Source organism: Caballeronia calidae (assembly GCF_900044055.2).
Lineage (GTDB): Bacteria > Pseudomonadota > Gammaproteobacteria > Burkholderiales > Burkholderiaceae > Caballeronia > Caballeronia calidae.
The window spans coordinates 23490-42841 of the sequence record NZ_FCOX02000012.1 but is presented as its reverse complement, the minus strand read 5'-3'; the positions used below and the strand labels follow the sequence as shown (position 1 = coordinate 42841).

Here is a 19352-nt window from a genome sequence, read left to right as displayed (position 1 = left end):
CGGTCGATGAAAACGCGACGGTGATGAGCCGTCGCGTTTTTTTTTGATTGGAGGGGAGAGCACAGTTTTTGACGCGCCGGCGAGGCCAGCGACAAACAACAAAAAAGCAAAAGGGCGGATGACCAAAGCCACCCGCCCTTCACATCGCTACAGCGTCGATTCAACGATTCAATTCACCGCCGCCGCCGTCTTCGCGCCCTTGCTCTTCTGCGCGCGACCGATCTCCTCGAGCTTGATCTCCACATGCTTCGAGAACACGAACTCGGCCGGACGCTGCTTGTCGATCGGCAGGTCCTTCGCGAACGCGCCCGTCGTGCGCGGGCCCGACAGCGCGATCTTCGCGGCCTTCAGCGGATGCTTCACCGTGTCCATCACGGCGGTCGCCTCGAAGCCGCAGTGGACCATGCAGTCCGCGCACTTCTCGTACTTGCCCGTGCCGTACTTGTCCCACTCGGTGGTTTCCATCAGTTCCTTGAAGGTCTTCACGTAGCCTTCGCCGACCAGATAGCAGGGCTTTTGCCAGCCGAACACCGTGCGTGCCGGGTTGCCCCAGGGCGTGCACTGATACGTCTGGTTGCCCGCGAGAAAGTCGAGGAACAGCGTCGACTGGCTGAACGACCAGTTCTTGCCGTTGTTGCCGCGCTTGAAGATTTCCCGGAACAGGTTCTTGGTCTTGTCGCGGTTCAGGAAGTGCTGCTGATCCGGCGCGCGCTCATACGCGTAACCCGGCGACACCGTGATGCCATCGACGCCGATGGGCCCGAGCGTGTCGAAGAACTTCGCCACGCGCTCCGGTTCCGCGTCGTTGAACAGCGTGCAGTTGATGTTCACGCGAAAGCCGCGGCGCTTCGCTTCCTTGATGGCCGCGACGGCCTTGTCGTACGTGCCCGGCTGCGAAACCGAGTGATCGTGCGCTTCGCGGTCGCCGTCGAGGTGAACGGACCAGACGAAGTACGGGCTCGGCTCGTAATCGTCCATCTTCTTTTCCATGAGCAGCGCGTTCGTGCAGAGATACACGAACTTCTTGCGCGCCATGATGCCCTTCACGATCTGCGGCATTTCCTTGTGCAGCAACGGCTCGCCGCCCGCGATGGAAACGACCGGCGCGCCGCACTCGTCGACGGCGCCGAGGCACTCTTCGAGCGACAGACGCTGGTTCAGAATGGGATCCGGATAGTCGATCTTGCCGCAGCCGTTACAGGCGAGATTGCAGCGGAACAGCGGTTCCAGCATCAGCGCGAGCGGGTAACGCTTCGTGCCCGTGATGTGCTGCTTGAAGATGTAGGCGCCAACGCGCGCCTTCTGGAGCATCGGGATAGACAATTGCGTCCTCTCCTTATTCTTCGCGAATCGCCGCTGCCGCAACGGCGGCGACCGGCTGAGTGAGCTTCGCGGGGAGTTTGAATTCGACCTTTTCCTCGCGGCCGTTCATCGTCGTGACTTCGACGTTTCCGAACGCGCGCAGGGCATCGATCACATGTTTGACCATTTCCTCGGGCGCCGAAGCGCCCGCGGTGATGCCGACCGTCTGCACATTCGCAAACCATTCGGCCTTGATCTCCGAACCGTCCGCGACGAGGTAGCTCGGCACGCCGCTCTCGGCGCCGATCTCCCGCAGTCGATTCGAATTGGAACTATTGGTGGCGCCGACCACGAGCAGCACCTCCACCTGACCCGACAGCTCGCGCACGGCGGCCTGGCGGTTTTGCGTCGCGTAGCAGATATCGCGCGTGTCCGGGCCGACGATATCGGTGAAGCGGCGCTGCAACGCGTCGATGATGCCGCGCGTGTCATCGACCGAAAGCGTGGTCTGCGTGACGTAGGCAACGGGCGTGTCGGGCGCGAGCGTCATCTTCGCGACTTCGGCTTCGCTCTGCACCAGCACGACGGTGCCGGGAATCTGGCCGATGGTGCCTTCCACTTCGGGATGGCCCGCGTGGCCGATCAGAATCAGCGTGCGTCCCTGCGATACATACTGGCGACCCTGCACGTGAACCTTCGTGACGAGCGGACACGTGGCGTCCAGCACGTCGAGGCCGCGCGCCTCGGCATCCCGCTCGACGCTCTGCGCGACGCCGTGCGCGCTGAAGATCGCGACCGCACCGTGCGGAACTTCATCGAGCTCTTCGACGAAACGCGCGCCCTTGCTGCGCAGGTTGTCGACGACATGACGGTTGTGGACGATCTCGTGACGCACATAGACCGGCGCGCCATGCCGTTCGAGCGCGCGATCGACGATTTCGATCGCACGGACCACGCCCGCACAAAAGCCGCGGGGTTGAGCAAGGATGATACGCATATTCGAACGAACTCCGACTGACGCGGGTCTCGGGTTAGCCGGCGCGAAGCTCGCGCTTTCCCGATGACTCGACCACCATGACGCTCGGAGCGTCGGGAGGGCCGGGGAAAGCAGACCGGAAAAAAAGACACGGTAATGTCGGTCTGCGCGCCGAAGTTGACCGCGTATTCTAACGCGTTCCCTTTTTGGGTGCTCAATGCCTGCCTTGCCGGGCGAAACGCGCGATGCCCGTGAATACGTCGATTTTCAGAACCCAGTAAACTGTCGGGCGCCCGGACCGCGTGCCGGCGAGACGTTCCTTCGAACGTGCTCGTCTTGCGGCCTTCCGCCGATCCGCGCCGTGTGTTTTTCGCGCAACGCCCGGAGGCCGGACATCCCGCGCAAACCGCGGCCACCCAAATTCACAAGCTAATCGTTTATTTCATGCTACTGATCGCCTGGCTGTCATTTTTGATCTGGATCGTGCTGCTATTCACGCGTGGCGGATTCTGGCGCGCGGAGCCCGCGCCGGCACTGTCGCACACCACGGTGCACGCGGTCGGCAACGCGGAGATCGCGCGGCGCGGCGCGTGGCCCGCGCTCGTCGCGGTCGTTCCCGCGCGCAATGAGGCGGATGTCATCGGGCGCGCCGTCGGCTCGCTGCTGAAGCAGGACTATGCGGGCGCGTTCCATGTGATCGTCGTCGATGACCACAGCACCGACGGCACCGCCAACGTCGCGCTCGCCGCCGCCCGCGATCTCGGCCTCGAAGACCGCCTGACGGTGCTGACCGCGCAGCCGTTGCCGCCGGGCTGGTCGGGCAAGGTGTGGGCGCAGTCGCAGGGCATCGAGGCGATCGACAAGCTCGGCCTGCCCGCCGAATTCCTGCTGCTCACCGATGCCGACATCCACCATCCGGCCGATGCCGCGACGCAACTCGTTTCGCGCACGATTCTCGAAGACCGCGATCTGGTCTCGCTGATGGTTCGCCTGCGCTGCGACTCGCTCTGGGAGAAGGCGCTGATTCCCGCGTTCGTGTTCTTCTTCGCGAAGCTCTATCCGTTCGCCTGGGTGAACGACGTGAAGAAGCCGACGGCGGGCGCCGCGGGCGGCTGCATGCTCGTGCGCCGCTCGGCGCTCGTGGAGGCGGGCGGGATCGAGTCGATCCGTCAGGAACTCATCGACGATTGCAGTCTCGCCGCGCGCATCAAGCATCGCGCGGGCCGCAACGACGCGCGCCCGATCCGCCTCGATCTCGCCCAAAGCAGCGAATCGCTGCGCCCGTATGACAGCTGGCGCGATGTCTGGAACATGATCGCGCGCACGGCCTTCACGCAGTTGCGCTATTCGCCGCTCCTGCTCGCCGGGACGGTCGTCGCGATGGTGCTGATCTATCTCGTGCCGCCCGTCTTCGCGTTGACGTTCGGCGCGCGCGCGTGGCCCGCATGCGCGGCGTGGGCGTTCATGTGCATCGCCTATGGGCCGATGCTGCGCTACTACCGAAGGTCGCTGTTGTGGGCGCCGCTTTTGCCGCTCGTCGCGTTGTTCTATGTCAGCGCGACGATCGGCTCAGCCGTGCGTTACTGGAGCGGGAAGGGCGGGCAATGGAAGGCGCGCGTGCAGGCGCCGACTCAGGAAGGTTCGTGACAGCGCGGGCGGCTTCGGAACGAAGCCGCCTTACTTCTTCGTCAACATGGCGTACAGCTCGATCACCATGTTCGGCGAGAACGTGAACGGCACCCAGCCGTGCCCGCCGTGACGCAGCACCAGCAGACGGTCGCCATTGGGATATTTCTGCGTCGCCATGATCGGGTTTTTGGTCGCGGCGAAGCGCCAGCCCGGCGCAATGCCGGCAGGCTGTTCCACCGACATCGACGCGCGCACGTTCGACAATTCCTCGATCAGTTCCGACACGCCTTCCGGGCTCAGCTTGACGGTTTTACCGGCGATCGTCATTTCGATCGCGTTCTGCTCCGGGCGCGACACGACGAGCGTGGCCGGTTCGTTCAGTCCGGGCGGTTCGGCGGGCGCGGCGGAATCGTCCGGCTGGCGTGCGCCGCCCAGCGCGGGCGGTTCGTCAGGCGCGCCCGGCGCTTGGCGGGGCGCGGCTTCGGTCGCTTCGGCGGGTGATTGGTCGGATGCGCGTTCAGATGCGGCAGCGCCGTGGAGGAGCGTGTCGAGGCTCGACTCCAGCGCGCCGAGCTGGTCATGTAGATTCATGCGAGTGTGTCTGTGTCTTGCGAGCGGGCGGCGAGGCAACGATTCTACCCGCTCGGATTTGGCGAGGTCCGGCACAGGTTGTAACCAATTGCACCGAACGTGCGGATTTCACGACATTTTTTTCGATGCCGATGAAACACGTCGCGCGATGCGGCCGCGCAAAAACAAAACCGGCATCCCCGAAGAGATGCCGGTTCATCCGGGCGCGCGGGTGTTCGAGGCGCCCGCGCGACCTTACTTCGTGCTCACTTCCGCGAGCGCGGCGTTGAGCGTCTTGCTCGGACGCATCACCGCTTCGAGCTTCTTCTCGTCCGGCATGTAGTAGCCGCCAATATCCGCCGCATTGCCCTGCACGGCGGCGAGCTCGTCGACGATCTTCTGCTCGTTCTCGGCAAGCGTCTTCGCGAGCGGCGCGAACTGCTGTGCGAGCGCCTTGTCTTCCGACTGCGACGCGAGTTCCTGCGCCCAGTACATCGCGAGATAGAACTGGCTGCCGCGATTGTCGAGCTGTCCGGTCTTCGGCGACGGGCTCTTGTTGTTGTCGAGCAGCTTGCCGGTGGCCGAATCGAGCGCCTTCGCGACGAGCTTCGCACGTGCGTTGTCGTTCTTGATGCCGAGCTCTTCCAGCGACACGGCCAGCGCGAGGAACTCGCCGAGCGAATCCCAGCGCAGGTGGTTTTCCTGCACGAGCTGCTGCACGTGCTTCGGCGCCGAGCCGCCCGCGCCCGTTTCATACAGGCCGCCGCCCGCCATCAGCGGAACGATCGACAGCATCTTCGCGCTCGTGCCCAGTTCCATGATCGGGAAGAGGTCGGTGAGGTAATCGCGCAGGATGTTGCCGGTGGCCGAGATCGTGTCCATGCCGCGGATCACGCGCTCGAGCGTGTAACGCATCGCGCGCACTTGCGACATGATCTGGATGTCGAGGCCGGTCGTGTCGTAATCCTTCAGGTAGGTCTCGACCTTCTTGATGAGCTCGGCTTCGTGCGGACGATACGGGTCGAGCCAGAACACCGCCGGCGTGCCCGAGTTCTTCACGCGCGTGACGGCGAGCTTCACCCAGTCGCGGATCGGCGCGTCCTTCACGAGGCACATGCGCCAGATGTCGCCCTTCTCGACTTCCTGCGTGAGCCCTTCGAGGACTTCGTTCGTCGCGTTGTCGACGATGCGCGCCGAACCGTCTTCCGTGATCTCGAAGGTCTTGTCGTGCGAGCCGTACTCTTCGGCCTTCTGCGCCATCAGGCCGACGTTCGGCACCGTGCCCATGGTCTTGGGATCGAACGCGCCGTTGGTCTTGCAGAAGTTGATGATTTCCTGATAGATGCGCGCGAACGTGCTTTCCGGAATCAGGCACTTCGTGTCTTGCGGACGGCCATCGGCGCCCCACATCTTGCCGCCGGCGCGGATCATCGCGGGCATGGAAGCGTCGACGATCACGTCGTTCGGCGCGTGCAGGTTCGAGATGCCCTTGGCCGAATCGACCATGGCGAGCGCGGGGCGCTTCTCGTGGCATGCGTGCATGTCGCGGATGACTTCGTCGCGCTGCGATTCCGGCAGCGCTTCGATCTTCGTGTACAGATCGACGAGACCGTTGTTCACGTTCACGCCGAGCTCCTCGAAGAGCTTCGCGTGCTTGGCGAACGCGTCCTTGTAGAACACCTTCACGGCGTGGCCGAAGACGATCGGGTGCGAGACCTTCATCATGGTCGCCTTCACGTGCAGCGACAGCATGACGCCGGTGTCGAACGCATCCTGCATCTGGTCTTCGTAGAACTGCACGAGCGCCTTCTTGCTCATGAACATGCTGTCGACGATCTCGCCGTCCTGCAGCTTGACCTTCGGCTTCAGCACGATGGTTTCGCCGCGCTTCGTGACGAGTTCCATGCGGACTTCACGGGCTTTGTCATTCGTGATGGACTTTTCGCCGTGATAGAAGTCGCCGTGCTTCATGTGCGCGACGTGCGTGCGCGACGCCATGCTCCACTCGCCCATGCTGTGCGGATGCTTCTTCGCGTAGTTCTTGACGGCGAGCGGCGCGCGGCGGTCCGAGTTGCCTTCGCGCAGAACCGGATTCACGGCCGAGCCGAGGCACTTGCCATAGCGCGCGCGGATGGCTTTCTCTTCGTCGTTCTTCGGCTCTTCGGGGTAGTCGGGCAGCTTGTAGCCCTTCGACTGGAGCTCCTTGATCGCGCTGGTCAGCTGATGCAGCGACGCGCTGATGTTCGGCAGCTTGATGATGTTGGTGTCGGCGTCCTGCGTGAGTTCGCCGAGCTTCGCGAGGTTGTCGGGGACCTTTTGCGCGTCGGTCAGGTATTCAGGGAATTCGCCGAGGATACGGGCAGCGACGGAGATGTCGCTCGTCTCGACGTTGACGCCCGCCGGCGCGGTGAAGGCACGGATGATCGGCAGAAAGGCGCTGGTCGCGAGCAGCGGAGCTTCGTCGGTCAGGGTGTAGATGATGGTGGGTTGCTGATTACTCATCGCTTGTCTCGACATCCGAAAACAGGTTGGAAAAACCGCCGGCCTCAAACCACCCTTCCGGCAACAAACCGCTATTCTGCCTGATTTTGCGTGGCGCGCGTGTGAATTTCGGCTTGCCTGAACCGCAAAAAAGGCAATTTTTCCTGCAATATCATTGACTTAACTTTTTTCGAGTCTTATACAAGAGTTGCGATTTTCCAGCTTCGTTGCGGCGCCCGGAATGTTTCACGGACTGATCTCGCGCTTCACCCAGCGAGATAGCCGTTCGCGCGGAACCAGTCGAGCGCGTCCTTCAGCCCTTCCCGATACGGCCGCGCGCCGTATCCGAGCTCGCGTTCCGCCTTCGCCGACGTGAAATACATCTTGTTCTTCGACATCCGCAGGCCATCGACGGTCACGAACGGCTCCTTGCCGCTCACTTTCGCGAACAGTTCCGCGCCGACCGCGAGCGGATAAAGCGGCCCGCGCGGCAACTTGATGGTCGGCGGCTTGCGTCCGACGAATCCGGCGATGTCCGCGAGCATCTGCTGCAACGGCAGATTCTCGCCGCCGAGGATATAGCGCTCGCCGATCTTGCCGCGCTCCAGCGCGAGAAAATGCCCGTTCGCGACGTCATCCACGTGCACCAGGTTCAGGCCCGTATCGACGAACGCGGGAATCTTGCCCGTCGCCGCTTCCACGATGATGCGCCCGGTCGGCGTCGGGCGCACGTCGCGCGGGCCGATCGGTGTCGACGGATTGACGATCACCGCGGGCAGCGCGTCCCGCGCGACCATGCGCTCGACCGCGCGCTCGGCGAGCACCTTGCTGCGCTTGTACGCGCCGATCGTGCTCGCCGGGTCCGACGGCTTCGTCTCGTCGGCGATCGCGCCCGAGCTCGTCACCTTCAGCGTCGCGACACTGCTGGTATAGACGATGCGCTCGACGCCTTCGGCCAGCGCGGCGCGCATCGTCGCTTCGGTGCCTTGGAGATTCGCGCGCTCGATCTCGCCCGGGTCCGGCGCCCAGATGCGGTAATCGGCCGCGACGTGAAAGAGAAAGCGCACGCCCTTGAGCGCGGCGCGCATCGACGCCTCGTCGCGCATGTCGCCGACGACGATCTCCGCGTCGAGCGACTCGACGTTCTTGCGCGGGCTCGTCGCGCGCACGAGCACGCGCACGTCGAAACCACGCTCGATGGCGAGCCGCGCGACCGCGGACCCGACGAATCCCGAGGCGCCCGTGACGAGCACGCGAGAGCCGGAAAAATCAGTCATTCTTACCTCGTTGAAAATGCTGGCGCGGCCGTGTTTCGTAACAACTGCCGCGCAAAAAAGCATGCGCCGACCGCCTGCAAAGCCCGATGTGACAAGGCTGCGCGGCTCATGCTATGGTCCTCGCCTGCCGCCGGCCCGAGGCCGCGCAAAACATGAACAGAACCGGTGAACGATGCCCCAAGACAGTCGAAACCTCAGCTCCTGGATCACGCTCGCCATTGCGATCACGCTTGCCGTCGTGTTCGCCGTCGATGTGCTCACGCCGATGCGTGTCGCGATCTGGATCTTCTACCTGCTGCCGGTCGTGCTCTGCATCTGGGCCGACCGTCCCGCCGTGCCGCTCGTCACCGCCGGGGTATCGACGGTGCTGATGATCGCAGGTTACGGATTGTCGCCCATCGATCCGAACATGAGCCGCGACGTGCTGCAGGTCAACCGCGCGATGGGCATCGTCGTGCTGCTTGTCCTCGCGGCGGTGGCGCATCTGTATATCAAATCGCGGCTCGCCGTACAACGCACGACCTGGCTGCAGCAGGGCATCATGCAGCTCGGGCTCAAGCTGCGCGGCGAGCAGTCTCCGGCTTCGATCGGCGTGAGCATCCTGCGTTCGATCGTTCCGTATGTGGAAGCGAAGGTCGGCGTCGTCTACGCGCTCGAAGGCGATACGCTCATCCGTGTCGCGGCGTGGGCGCTGCCGGACGAGAACAGCGCGCCGCAGCGGATCGCGCGCGGCGAGGGGCTCGTCGGCCAGGCACTCGCCGATGAGCGCGTGCTCGTGCTCCGCGATGCCTCCGCGCACTATCTGAAAACCGGTTCCGCGCTCGGGTCGGCGGCGGCATCGCGCGTGGTGATCGCCCCGCTCTATGCCGATGGCGACGTCGCGGGCGCGATCGAGCTCGGCTTCGTCGGCAAGGAAGGCCATTTCGACGATGCCCGCGCGCTGCTCGAAATGGCCTCGGAGCCGATCGGCATGGCGTTGCGCTCGGCGCGCTATCGCGCGCGTCTCGTCGAATTGCTCGAAGAAACGCAACGTCAGAGCGAGGAATTGCAGGTGCAGCAGGAAGAGCTGCGCGTGTCGAACGAGGAACTGGAGGAGCGCGGCCGCGCGTTGCAGGATTCGCAGGCGCGGCTGGAGCAGCAGCAGGCCGAACTCGAACAGACCAATGTTCAGCTCGAAGAGCACACGCAGCATCTTGAGCGGCAGAAGGCGGAGCTTCTGCAGGCGCAGCAGGAACTCACCGCCAACGCGCTGGAAATGGAGCGCGCGAGCCAGTACAAGTCGGAGTTCCTCGCGAACATGTCGCACGAACTGCGCACGCCGCTCAACAGCTCGCTGATTCTCGCGAAGCTCTTGCAAGACAACAAGCACGGCAACCTGACCGACGAGCAGGTGCGCTATGCCGCGACGATCCATTCGTCGAACAGCGACCTGCTCGCGCTCATCAACGACATTCTCGATCTCTCGAAGGTCGAGGCGGGACAGATGGATGTGCAGTTCGCGCCGACCTCCGTCGATACGATTCTGCAGGCGTTGAAGCAGTCGTTCGCGCCCGTCGCGGGGAACAAGGGCCTCGAATTCGTCACCGAGCACGGCGACGACGTGCCACAGTATTTCGTCACCGACAGCCAGCGGCTTTTGCAGGTGCTGCGCAATCTGCTGTCGAACGCGTTCAAGTTCACCGAGCGCGGCCGCGTGACGGTCGCGGTCGAGCGGGCGAGCGACTCGGCGCTGCGTTTCGATGTGCGCGACACGGGCATCGGCATCGCGCGCGAGAAGCAGGACATGATCTTCCAGGCGTTCCAGCAGGCCGACGGCACCACGAGCCGCAAGTACGGCGGCAGCGGTCTCGGCCTGTCGATCTCGCGCGAGTTCTCGCGACTGCTCGGCGGCTCGGTGTCCGTGTCGAGCGAGCCGGGGCAGGGCAGCGTGTTTTCCGTGACGCTGCCCATCGCCGCGCGCGAAGGCACCGTCACCGCGAAGCTCGATACGATCGGCCATATGAGCGAGCCGGGGCCGTCCGCCGCGCGGGCGCCCGCTCCCGCTCCCGCGCCCGCGCCGGCACGGCCTGCGCCCGTTCAGCCGCCCGTCGCGATGCCCGAGCCGATGGGCATCGCCGATGACCGCGCCGACCGCAAGCGTCCCGATCGCGTGATTCTCGTCATCGAGGACGATCAGCCGTTCGCGCACATCCTCTACGATCTCGCGCACGAGCTGGACTTCGACTGCGTGCATGCGGCCACCGCCACGCAAGGCGTCGAGCTCGCGCGCTCGCTGCAGCCGAACGGCATCCTGCTCGACATCGGCTTGCCGGACCAGTCGGGTCTCACGGTGCTCGAATGGCTCAAGCACGATCCGCTCACGCGCCATATTCCGATTCACATCGTCTCCGCGACCGATCACGCCGATGTCGCGCTGCATCTCGGCGCGATCGGCTATACGCTGAAGCCGAGCGCGCGCGAGGAACTGGCTCACGCGATCCGCAAGCTCGAAGCACGCTCGGCGCAGGGCATGCGCCGCGTGCTCGTCGTCGAGGACGATCCGGCGCTGCGCCAGAGCATCCACGCGCTGCTCGCGAGCGAAACGGTCGGCATCGTGGAGGCGGGATCGATCGCGGAAGCCATCGAGGAAATGCAGCGCGCGCCGTTCGACTGCGTCGTGATGGATCTCGCGCTGCCCGACGGCTCGGGCTATGAACTGCTCGAACGCGTGTCGACGAGCGCGGGGCACGCGTCGCCGCCGGTGATCGTCTATACGGGACGATTGTTGTCGCAGGAAGAGGAGCAACGCCTGCGCCGTTACTCGAAATCGATCATCATCAAGGGAGCGAAGTCGCCGGAGCGTCTGCTCGACGAAGTGACGCTGTTCCTGCACAGCGTCGAGAGCGCCTTGCCGCCCGAGCAGCAGCGCATGCTGCGCGCGGCGCGTCAGCGCGACGACGTCTTCGAGGGCCGCACGATCCTGCTCGCGGAGGACGACGTGCGCAACATCTTCGCGCTGTCGCACGTGATCGAGCCGCTCGGCGCGACGCTCGAAATTGCGCGCAACGGCCGCGAGGCGCTCGACGCGCTGGCGCGCCGCGGCGACATCGACCTCGTGCTGATGGACATCATGATGCCCGAGATGGACGGCCTCACCGCGATGACCGAGATCCGCAAGCAGGCGGAGCACGCACGCCTGCCGATCATCGCGCTGACGGCGAAGGCGATGCCGAGCGACCGCCAGAAATGTCTCGAGGCGGGTGCGGACGATTACATATCCAAACCCATCGACGTGGATAAGCTCGTCTCGCTGTGCCGCGTGTGGCTGCGCCAGCGTTGACCGGACCGATCTCTCAGATGAACGAAAGCAGGCACGACGAAGACGCGACGTTCGACATCGAACTGAAGCTGATTCTGGAAGCGATCTACTTGCGATATCAGCACGACTTCCGGCATTACTCCGCGAGTTCGCTGAGAAGGCGGCTCTCGCAGGCGGTGCAGGATTTCGGCTTGCCGACGCTTTCGCATCTGCAGGAGCGCATTCTGCGCGACCCGGCGCTCTTCGCGCGGCTCTTCCAGTACCTCACGGTGCAGGTGAGCGAGATGTTCCGCGACCCGCAATATTTCCGCGCGATTCGCGAGCAGGTCGTGCCGATTCTGCAGACTTATCCGTCGATCAAGGTGTGGATCGCCGGATGCAGCAGCGGCGAGGAACTGTGGTCGCTCGCGGTGCTGTTCGCGGAAGAGAAGATCGCCGAGCGCACCGTGTTCTACGCGACCGACATCAACGCCGAAGCGCTGCGTCACGCGGAGAACGGCATCTATCCGCTGGAGCGCATGGCGGGCTTCAGCCAGAACTATCTGGCCGCGGGCGGCAAGCGCTCGCTCTCCGATTACTATCACGCGGCCTACGGCGCGGCGAAGTTCTCGCAGGCGCTCAAGTCGCGTGTGGTGTTCGCGGATCACAGTCTCGCGACCGACAGCGTGTTTCTCGAAGCGCATCTCGTGTCGTGCCGCAATGTGCTGATCTATTTCGATCGCGCGCTGCAGGATCGCGCGCTCGGGCTCTTCAGCGATTCGCTCGTGCGGCGCGGCTTTCTCGGTCTCGGCAGCAAGGAAAGCCTGCGCTTTTCGAAACACGCCGACCGCTTCGCGGACTTCAATCCGCGCGAACGGCTCTACCAGAAGGTGTGACGATGTTCGACGCGAATCGGATCGAGGCAGTGGTGATCGGCGCATCGGCGGGCGGCGTCGAGGCGCTCAACCATTTGCTGCCCGTGCTGCCGAAGACATTCGCGCCGCCCGTGCTCGTCGTCGTGCATGTGCGGCAGGGGCAGCCCAGCCTGCTGCCGGACCTGTTCTCGTCGCGCTGCGAGCTGGCCATCGAAGAGCCGTTCGACAAGGACATGATCGTGCCCGGCACCGTGTACTTCGCGCCGCCGGGCTATCACATGCTCGTGGAGGCGGAAGGCGGCGCGGCGCCGTCGATCGCGCTGTCGATCGATCCGCCCGTGCGCTTCTCGCGGCCATCGGTGGATGTGCTGTTCGAATCGGCGGCGCATGCGTATGGCGAGCGGCTGCTCGGCATCGTGCTCTCGGGCGCCAATGACGACGGCGCGCGCGGCGCACGCGTGATCTGCGACGCCGGCGGCACGTGCTGGGCGCAGGACCCCGAAACGGCCACGGCGCCCGCGATGCCGCTCGCGGCCATCGCGGAAGACGCGGTCCATGAAGTACTGACGCTGGACGAAATGGCGATGCGGCTCTCGCAATGCATCGCCCGCCAGCCATGAAAAGAAGGCAAGGAGTCACCAGATGACGCAACCCATCCACGTGCTGATCGTCGATGACATCCGCAACAACATCACCGCGCTCGAAGCATCGCTCGGGCGGCCGGATCTGTCGGTGCTGAAGGCGGAATCGGGGCCGGCCGCGCTCGAGCTTCTGCTCAAGCACGAAGTCGCGCTCGCGATCCTCGATGTCAACATGCCCGGCATGGACGGCTTCGAGCTCGCCGAGCTGATGCGCGGCAGCCCGCGCACGGCGCACGTGCCGATCATCTTTCTCACGGCGACGGCGCAGGACACGAGCCGCACGTTCCGCGGTTATGAAGCGGGCGCGGTGGATTTTCTCTACAAGCCGTTCGATGCGCGCATCCTCAATTCGAAAGTCGATGTGTTCATCCAGATGGAGCGGCAAAAGCAGCAACTCGCGACGCAGCTCGCGACCGTGCAGCAACTGCTCGATGCGAACGAAATGCTGATGGCCGTGCTCGGTCACGATCTGCGCACGCCTTTGAGCGCGGTGATCGCGTCGGCGGAATATCTCGCGCGCTTCGTGCCGGACGAGAACGTCGCGAACATCGGCACGCGCATCAAGTCGAGCGGCATGCGCATGGTGCGCATGGTCGATCAGCTGCTGAACCTCGCGCGCCTGCGCGGCGGGCGCGTCACGTTGCAGCCGCGCTCGGTCGAATTGATGACGCTCGCGAAAAATATCGTCGATGAATACGAGGCGCGCGTCGGCAAGGGACGCATCTTCGTGCTGCGCCAGGGCGACACGCTGCTGCAGGGCGACGGCGATCTGCTCTCGCAAGTGTTTTCGAATCTCATCGGCAACGCGCTGCAGCACGGCCTCGAAGGCTCGGCGATCCAGGTGCGGCTCGAAGGCAGCGCCGACGACGTGAACATCGCCGTGCAGAACGCAGGCGAGATTCCCGCCGAAGTCCTGCCGACGATCTTCGCGCCGTATCGTTCGGGACAACGCCAGCATGAATCGAGCGGACTGGGGCTCGGGCTCTACATTACGCGCGAGATCGCGCAGATGCACGGCGGCGATGTCCGGGTGCGCTCGACGGCCGAAGCGGGCACGGTGTTCGAAGTGAGGCTGCCGCGCACGCCGCAGCCGCGTTCGGGCGAGCGCGCGGACCTGGCTCAGCCGTTTCGCCTGAGTTGACGCGCGTGTCTACAATGCGGCCTATGAATATCGGAAAGGAGAAAGCACGATGCCAGGCCCGGATCTGGATACGCGAATCGAAACCTATTACGTGCGGGTGCGCGGCGTCGTGCAGGGCGTCGGCTTCCGCCATCACACGGTGCGCAAGGCGCATGCGCTCGGCGTGCGCGGCTGGGTCGCCAATCTCGACGACGGCTCCGTCGAAGCCATCGTCCAGGGCGCGGCCAATCAGGTCGATCTGATGCTCGAATGGCTGCGACGCGGGCCGCCGCTTGCCCGCGTCACCGAGTTTCACAGCGAAGAGCGCCACATCGAAAAGCGTTACGAGCGCTTCGAGCAGCACTGACGCAATACGCGGCTAGCGCGCGACCAGCAGGCTTTCCGCGAACTGCCATTCCTCGTCGCGCCACTGATGCGTGCACTCGAAGCCCGCATCGGCGGCGATCGGCGCGACTTCATCGGCCGCATATTTGTGGCTGCTTTCCGTCCAGATCGTCTCGCCCTCGCGGAACTCCGCGCGCAGGCCCGCGTCGCGCACGCGTACGGAAAGCGCGCGCTTCGCACGCAAATGCATTTCGATGCTGCGCGCATCCGGATTGAAGCGCGCGACATGCTCGAAGGCATCGAGCGGAAAATCGCCGCCCAGTTCGCGATTGATGCGCGCCAGAATGTTCAGATTGAACGCGGCCGTGACGCCGATCGGATCGTCATAGGCCGCGATCAGGACCGGCAGCGGCTTGATGAGATCGGTGCCGAGCAGCAGCGCGTCGCCGGGTTGCAGCATGCCGCGGATCGAGCGCAGGAATTTCGTCGCCGCGAGCCGCGCGAAATTGCCGATGGTGCTGCCGAGGAACAGTACGAGCAGCCTTTCGCCGTCCTTGCGCTTCGCACTCACTTCCGACAACCCCGCGAGGTAATCGCGTTCGTGCCCGACGATCGACACGCGTTCGATGTCGCTCAGCTCGCGCCGGCACAACTGCAAGGCGGTGCGAGAAATTTCAATCGGATGGTAGGCGGTGGGCTGCTTTTTACACAGCGCTTCCAGAATGCGGCGCGTCTTGCGGCCGCTGCCGCTGCCCAGTTCGGCGACCTGGATATCGCCCGGCATGGCCGCGACGATATCGGCGGCATGGTCCTTCAGCACGCGCTCTTCGGCGCGCGTCACGCCGTATTCGGGCAGCGCGGTGATCACTTCGAAGAGGGCGGAGCCGACTTCGTCATACAGATACATCGAGGGCAGTTCTTTTTGAGGACGCTTGCTGAGTCCTACGTAGACGGCCTCTGCGAAGGCGTTGGCGAAACGGGGCGACAAGGCGGGTTGAGTCATGACGTCTCCATCGATGCGGCGTTTTCTTCGCGTGCCATCCTCGGAAACGAAGGCACGGCGCGTGTTGCTGCGGATGCAATGACGTGAGCGGCGGATGTTCGTGCAGTGCCGCTCGGACTTCGGGACCGGACCGGCATCGCGCCGGACCGACAAGGGTCGCCGATCATCATGACCGGCTAAAGACAGTCGCGTGAGACGGCGTTCACGCGGCGAAGTTCACGCGGAAATGCGAAGCATCCAGGAAGCAAGAAGCGGGCACGCCGGGATATTTCGTTTGAAGCGGGTTTTGAAGAAGGCGTGCGCGCGGCGATTAGAATGCGCTCTTTCCGTTTCATTCGGCTTGCATTCACCTCAGGCGCACGCTTCTTCCGATGAATCAGCATGACCTCGCGCGCGGCATCGCGCTTTCCGTCGCCGCTTCCACGCTTTTCGCGCTCATGTCGGGCTACACGAAATGGCTGGCGCCGCTCGATGGGCTCGACATCTTCGCGTGGCGCATCGTGTGGACGCTGCCCGGCGCGCTCGCGCTCGTCGCGGTTCGAAAGCGCTGGCCGCAATTATGCGCGCTCGTCTGGAAGCTCGCCAAAACGCCGCCTTTGCTGCTGGCGTTCGCGGTCGTGGCCGCGCTGCTCGGCGTGCAGTTGTGGATCTTTTTGTGGGCGCCGCTGCACGGTCGCGCGCTCGAAGTATCGCTCGGCTATTTCCTTCTGCCTCTCGCGATGGTGCTGCTCGGCCGCTTCCACTACGGCGAGCGGCTCGACGGCTTTCAGTGGGCGGGCGTCGCCGCGGCGGCCGTGGGTGTCGCGCATGAGCTGATCGTCACGCATGCGTTCGCGTGGCCAACGCTCGTCGTCATGCTCGGTTATCCCCCGTATTTCGTGCTGCGTCGCAGGCTCAATGCTGATCCGCTGGTGTCGTTCGCGGTGGAAATCATGTTGATGGCGCCCGTCGCGGCCGTCATGCTGTTCGTGCGCGGCTCGTTCGCGGATGTAGCGGGCGAGCCGCATCTGTGGATGCTGCTTCTGCCCGGACTCGGCGCCTTGAGCACCATCGCCCTTGCATCGTATCTGCGTGCGAGCCGTCATTTGCCGCTCGCGCTCTTCGGCATCCTCGGATATGTGGAGCCGGTGCTGCTGGTCGGCGTCGCCGTGCTGTTGCTTGGCGAGCCGTTTTCGGCGCGGCAGCTCGGCACCTATGTGCCCATCTGGATCGCCGTGGTGCTGACGGGCGTGCATAGCGCGCGTCTTGTGATGCGCGAGCGCACGCAGAAGCAGGTATTGCCGATGAGCGAGCATCACGCGAGCGTCGAACATGAAACCGTCGCGGAGGAAGTCGAGCGCATCGACTGATTATCTTGCCGCGCGCGTCTCGATTGCGTCGCGCAGATCGCGCATGAGGCCGAGCCCGAACATCAGCTCGACGAGTATGAAGAGCGGGCCGATCAGAAGGCCGATGATGTCGTCGATGAAGGCCGGCTTGCGATGCTCGTAGCGCACGTGCCCGACGAACTGAAACACCCAGCCGACCACGAACATGCCGATGCCGATTGCGAGCCATATCGGCGTGGCTTGCAATGCGGCCCATTGCCCGAACGCCGCGCTCGACGCGGACACGATGCCCATGCCGATCCCGAGCGGCACATCGAGCCATAAGTAGTAGAGCGTGGCGAGCGCGAAGAGCACCCATGCCGGCGTGAGCAGAAACGCGCCCGATAACATGGGCCATGCGGGACGGCTCAACAACGCGGCAATCGCGAGCACGATGAGCGGAATGCCGACGAAATGCGTGGCGATATTGCGCCTGTCGCGATGATAAGCGGCGTATTGCGACAACTGATCGGTCAGCGTGCGCATGACGGCGTCTCCAATGCTTTTATGTCACGCATGATAAGCCGCGTGCCGAGATCGGCAAGTAGAGCATTTCCTTGGGTCGCTCGAAGTCTTTCGCGAGAAAAGTAAAAAGGCGGGCCCGAAGGCCCGCCTTGATCGAACGCACCGGATTGTTGATTTGCAATGCCCAGTGCGCAATGCGATGACGCCGCGCTCCCTTACTTCTTCGCTGCGTCCACCTTCGCATCGGCGGCCGACTTGTTAGCGTCGCTTTGTGCCTCGACTTTTTCCTTGTCGGCCTTCGCTTGCGCCACGTTGGCATCTTTCGCTGCGTCCTGCTTCTTCTTGTCGGCCTTGCTCTGTGCAGCGTGCTTCTTCTTGTCGGCTTTCGCCTGTGCCTTGGCGGCATCACCGCGTGCGTCGGAAGCTTGTTCCGGCGTGGTCGCCTGCGCTACCTTCGCGGCTTCCTTGTTGGCGTCGGCTTGCGCCGATGCCTTGTCCTCGTTCGCCGATGCCTGCGCCTTCGCTGCATCGTGCTGCGCTTCCGCCTTCTTCTTGTTGGCGGTTGCCTGAGCTTCAGCCTTCTCGCTGTTTGCCTTCAGTTGCGCTTTGCCGGTATCGGTCGCGGCGGTTTGCGCGAATACGGTGGTGACGAGCATTGCGGATGCGAGAGCAGCGACGATCTTCTTCATGGTTTGAAACTCCCTTGATCTTTTCTTTGAGGACGCGTGGCACGCAGTGCGCCGCGCTGACGGTGAAAACGCCGCGTCTTTCGATATCGTTGACGTTCTTCTGGTGACAAACAGTAACCAGTGGCGAGCAAATGAAACGGCGTGCGGTAAAAGCGGCCGGGTCAAGTGCGCTAGGCTATTCGCGTTACCGGACCGGTTCGAAAAGTTGTTACGCTTTAGCGAATTCAATTCGATTTGTAACGCCGCTTATAGCCATTCGGAATCCGAACGAAATTGGCTCGGTGAGAATTCTCCAACGCTGCATTCGCCTATTTGTAATCGTTGAAATGCACGGTTACCAACTGCAGCAGTTATTTCTTAGCCGTCTGCTTAAGATGCTGCCCATGAACCCGGCCAAACGGGAAATTGGAGAAGCTCATGAAACGCGCAGCACTTGTCTTGTTGATGATCGGCAGTTTGACGGCGGCGGGCCAGGCGTCGGCGCATGGGCATGGCGGCGGTTATCACGGCGGCGGCGATGGTGGTGCGATCGTCGGCGCGCTGATCGGCGGCGCGGTGCTCGGTGCGCTGGTGTCGTCGGTCGCGAATGCACAGCCGGTTTATGCGCAGCCCGTCTATCAACAACCCGCGTACGCGCAACCGGTGTATGCACAGCCGGAGTATGCGCAACCCGCGCAGCCGCAGGGTTATTGCTACGACAACTACCGTGGCGGCTATGTGCCGTGCGGCTACTGATGGCGTAGCTAAAAAGGCGCGGCACGTCCCTTGCGCTGATGCGAACACGGTCGTTGCATCCGATGCGTTGCCCCGACCGATACGCACATTTTGGAGACTTGCAATGAACGCGACTACGAAAAAGCTGGTCATCTCGGCGCTCGTGCTGGGCCTGTCGGGCGGTGTCTATGCGCAGGCGGGCGGCGGTGGCGGCGCGGCGGCGGGCGGATCGATGGGCGCAGGCGGTAACGGTTCAGCGGGCGCCGGCTCGGCGGCCGGAGGCAAGGGCGGCGGCGTCGGCATGGGCGGCACCGGCATGGGCGGCGCGCCGGACAGCACGATGGGCACCGGTGCGAAGAGCGGCATGGGCAACGACGCCACCAACGGCATGAGCCAGGATCAAGGCACGGTGCAACGCAGCGCGCCGAACAACGGCAACATGAATTCGGGCGGCATGAAGTCGGATGGTACCGGCACGAAGAAGGCTTATTGATGTGATGCCGGCGCGCATGCAGGTGCGATCGCTGCGGCGTCGTCATGACGCATTTGCGGCATCCGCCTGATGGCGGCGCGCTGTTGAAGCGTCGCGCCATGACCGGCGCGAGCGTGACTGAGGATGAG

17 protein-coding genes are annotated in these 19352 nt (G+C 64.0%); 9 read left to right on the top strand and 8 right to left on the bottom strand.

Annotated elements, in window-relative coordinates:
• Positions 1-168: 168 nt before the first annotated feature.
• Together hpnH and ispH are read right to left on the bottom strand one after the other, a co-directional pair.
• A complete protein-coding gene (gene hpnH / locus AWB78_RS13575) occupies positions 169-1323 on the bottom strand; it encodes an adenosyl-hopene transferase HpnH (RefSeq protein WP_062605112.1) in 1155 nt (384 codons plus the stop codon).
• Between the two features lie 13 nt (positions 1324-1336).
• Positions 1337-2299 (bottom strand): 4-hydroxy-3-methylbut-2-enyl diphosphate reductase, encoded by a 963-nt coding sequence (ispH, locus tag AWB78_RS13570; RefSeq protein ID WP_062605111.1) that lies wholly within the window; start codon positions 2297-2299, stop codon positions 1337-1339.
• A 423-nt stretch (positions 2300-2722) separates the two neighbouring features.
• Here ispH and AWB78_RS13565 point away from each other — a divergent pair, with 423 nt between their 5' ends.
• On the top strand, positions 2723-3925 hold the full coding sequence (locus AWB78_RS13565) for a glycosyltransferase (RefSeq protein WP_062605218.1): 1203 nt from the start codon (positions 2723-2725) through the stop codon (positions 3923-3925).
• A 30-nt stretch (positions 3926-3955) separates the two neighbouring features.
• On the opposite strand, the gene AWB78_RS13560 is transcribed toward AWB78_RS13565, so the two are convergent.
• The 3 genes from AWB78_RS13560 to hpnA form a co-directional block, all read right to left on the bottom strand.
• The gene (locus AWB78_RS13560; protein WP_062605110.1) at positions 3956-4498 is read right to left on the bottom strand and encodes a hypothetical protein; all 543 of its coding nucleotides are present in this window, start codon (positions 4496-4498) and stop codon (positions 3956-3958) included.
• A 234-nt stretch (positions 4499-4732) separates the two neighbouring features.
• Positions 4733-6979 carry an NADP-dependent isocitrate dehydrogenase gene (locus AWB78_RS13555; protein ID WP_062605109.1) on the bottom strand — a complete coding sequence of 749 codons (2247 nt, stop codon included), beginning with the start codon at positions 6977-6979 and terminating at the stop codon, positions 4733-4735.
• 245 nt (positions 6980-7224) lie between these two features.
• Positions 7225-8235, bottom strand: a complete 1011-nt coding sequence (gene hpnA, locus AWB78_RS13550) for a hopanoid-associated sugar epimerase (protein ID WP_062605108.1) — start codon at positions 8233-8235, stop codon at positions 7225-7227.
• Positions 8236-8407: 172 nt separating this feature from the next.
• Between hpnA and AWB78_RS13545 the strand changes: the two genes are divergently transcribed.
• Genes AWB78_RS13545 through AWB78_RS13525 form a run of 5 tightly spaced genes read left to right on the top strand, consistent with a single transcriptional unit; the run spans position 8408 to position 14515 of the window.
• Positions 8408-11554: a response regulator gene (locus tag AWB78_RS13545; protein ID WP_062605107.1), complete on the top strand. Its 3147-nt coding sequence runs from the start codon at positions 8408-8410 to the stop codon at positions 11552-11554.
• 17 nt (positions 11555-11571) lie between these two features.
• Positions 11572-12408, top strand: coding sequence for a CheR family methyltransferase (locus tag AWB78_RS13540; protein WP_062605106.1), 837 nt, complete (start codon positions 11572-11574; stop codon positions 12406-12408).
• Positions 12409-12410: 2 nt separating this feature from the next.
• A complete protein-coding gene (locus AWB78_RS13535) occupies positions 12411-13007 on the top strand; it encodes a chemotaxis protein CheB (protein WP_062605105.1) in 597 nt (198 codons plus the stop codon).
• Positions 13008-13029: 22 nt separating this feature from the next.
• Positions 13030-14169 carry a hybrid sensor histidine kinase/response regulator gene (locus tag AWB78_RS13530; protein WP_062605104.1) on the top strand — a complete coding sequence of 380 codons (1140 nt, stop codon included), beginning with the start codon at positions 13030-13032 and terminating at the stop codon, positions 14167-14169.
• Positions 14170-14218: 49 nt separating this feature from the next.
• Complete coding sequence (locus AWB78_RS13525; protein WP_062605103.1) at positions 14219-14515, top strand: acylphosphatase; 297 nt, start codon at positions 14219-14221, stop codon at positions 14513-14515.
• Positions 14516-14527: 12 nt separating this feature from the next.
• On the opposite strand, the gene egtD is transcribed toward AWB78_RS13525, so the two are convergent.
• Positions 14528-15496 (bottom strand): L-histidine N(alpha)-methyltransferase, encoded by a 969-nt coding sequence (egtD, locus tag AWB78_RS13520; protein ID WP_062605102.1) that lies wholly within the window; start codon positions 15494-15496, stop codon positions 14528-14530.
• Between the two features lie 371 nt (positions 15497-15867).
• Between egtD and rarD the strand changes: the two genes are divergently transcribed.
• Positions 15868-16845 (top strand): EamA family transporter RarD, encoded by a 978-nt coding sequence (rarD, locus tag AWB78_RS13515; protein ID WP_062605101.1) that lies wholly within the window; start codon positions 15868-15870, stop codon positions 16843-16845.
• Here rarD and AWB78_RS13510 read toward each other — a convergent pair whose 3' ends face one another.
• Both AWB78_RS13510 and AWB78_RS13505 read right to left on the bottom strand, forming a co-directional pair.
• On the bottom strand, positions 16846-17349 hold the full coding sequence (locus tag AWB78_RS13510; protein ID WP_062605100.1) for an Mpo1 family 2-hydroxy fatty acid dioxygenase: 504 nt from the start codon (positions 17347-17349) through the stop codon (positions 16846-16848).
• 194 nt (positions 17350-17543) lie between these two features.
• The gene (locus AWB78_RS13505) at positions 17544-18182 is read right to left on the bottom strand and encodes a hypothetical protein (protein ID WP_232477701.1); all 639 of its coding nucleotides are present in this window, start codon (positions 18180-18182) and stop codon (positions 17544-17546) included.
• Between the two features lie 252 nt (positions 18183-18434).
• Here AWB78_RS13505 and AWB78_RS13500 point away from each other — a divergent pair, with 252 nt between their 5' ends.
• Complete coding sequence (locus AWB78_RS13500) at positions 18435-18752, top strand: hypothetical protein (protein ID WP_062605098.1); 318 nt, start codon at positions 18435-18437, stop codon at positions 18750-18752.
• Positions 18753-18855: 103 nt separating this feature from the next.
• Entirely contained in the window at positions 18856-19224 is a 369-nt protein-coding gene (locus tag AWB78_RS13495) for a hypothetical protein (RefSeq protein ID WP_062605097.1), read from the top strand.
• The last annotated feature ends 128 nt before the right edge of the window (positions 19225-19352 follow it).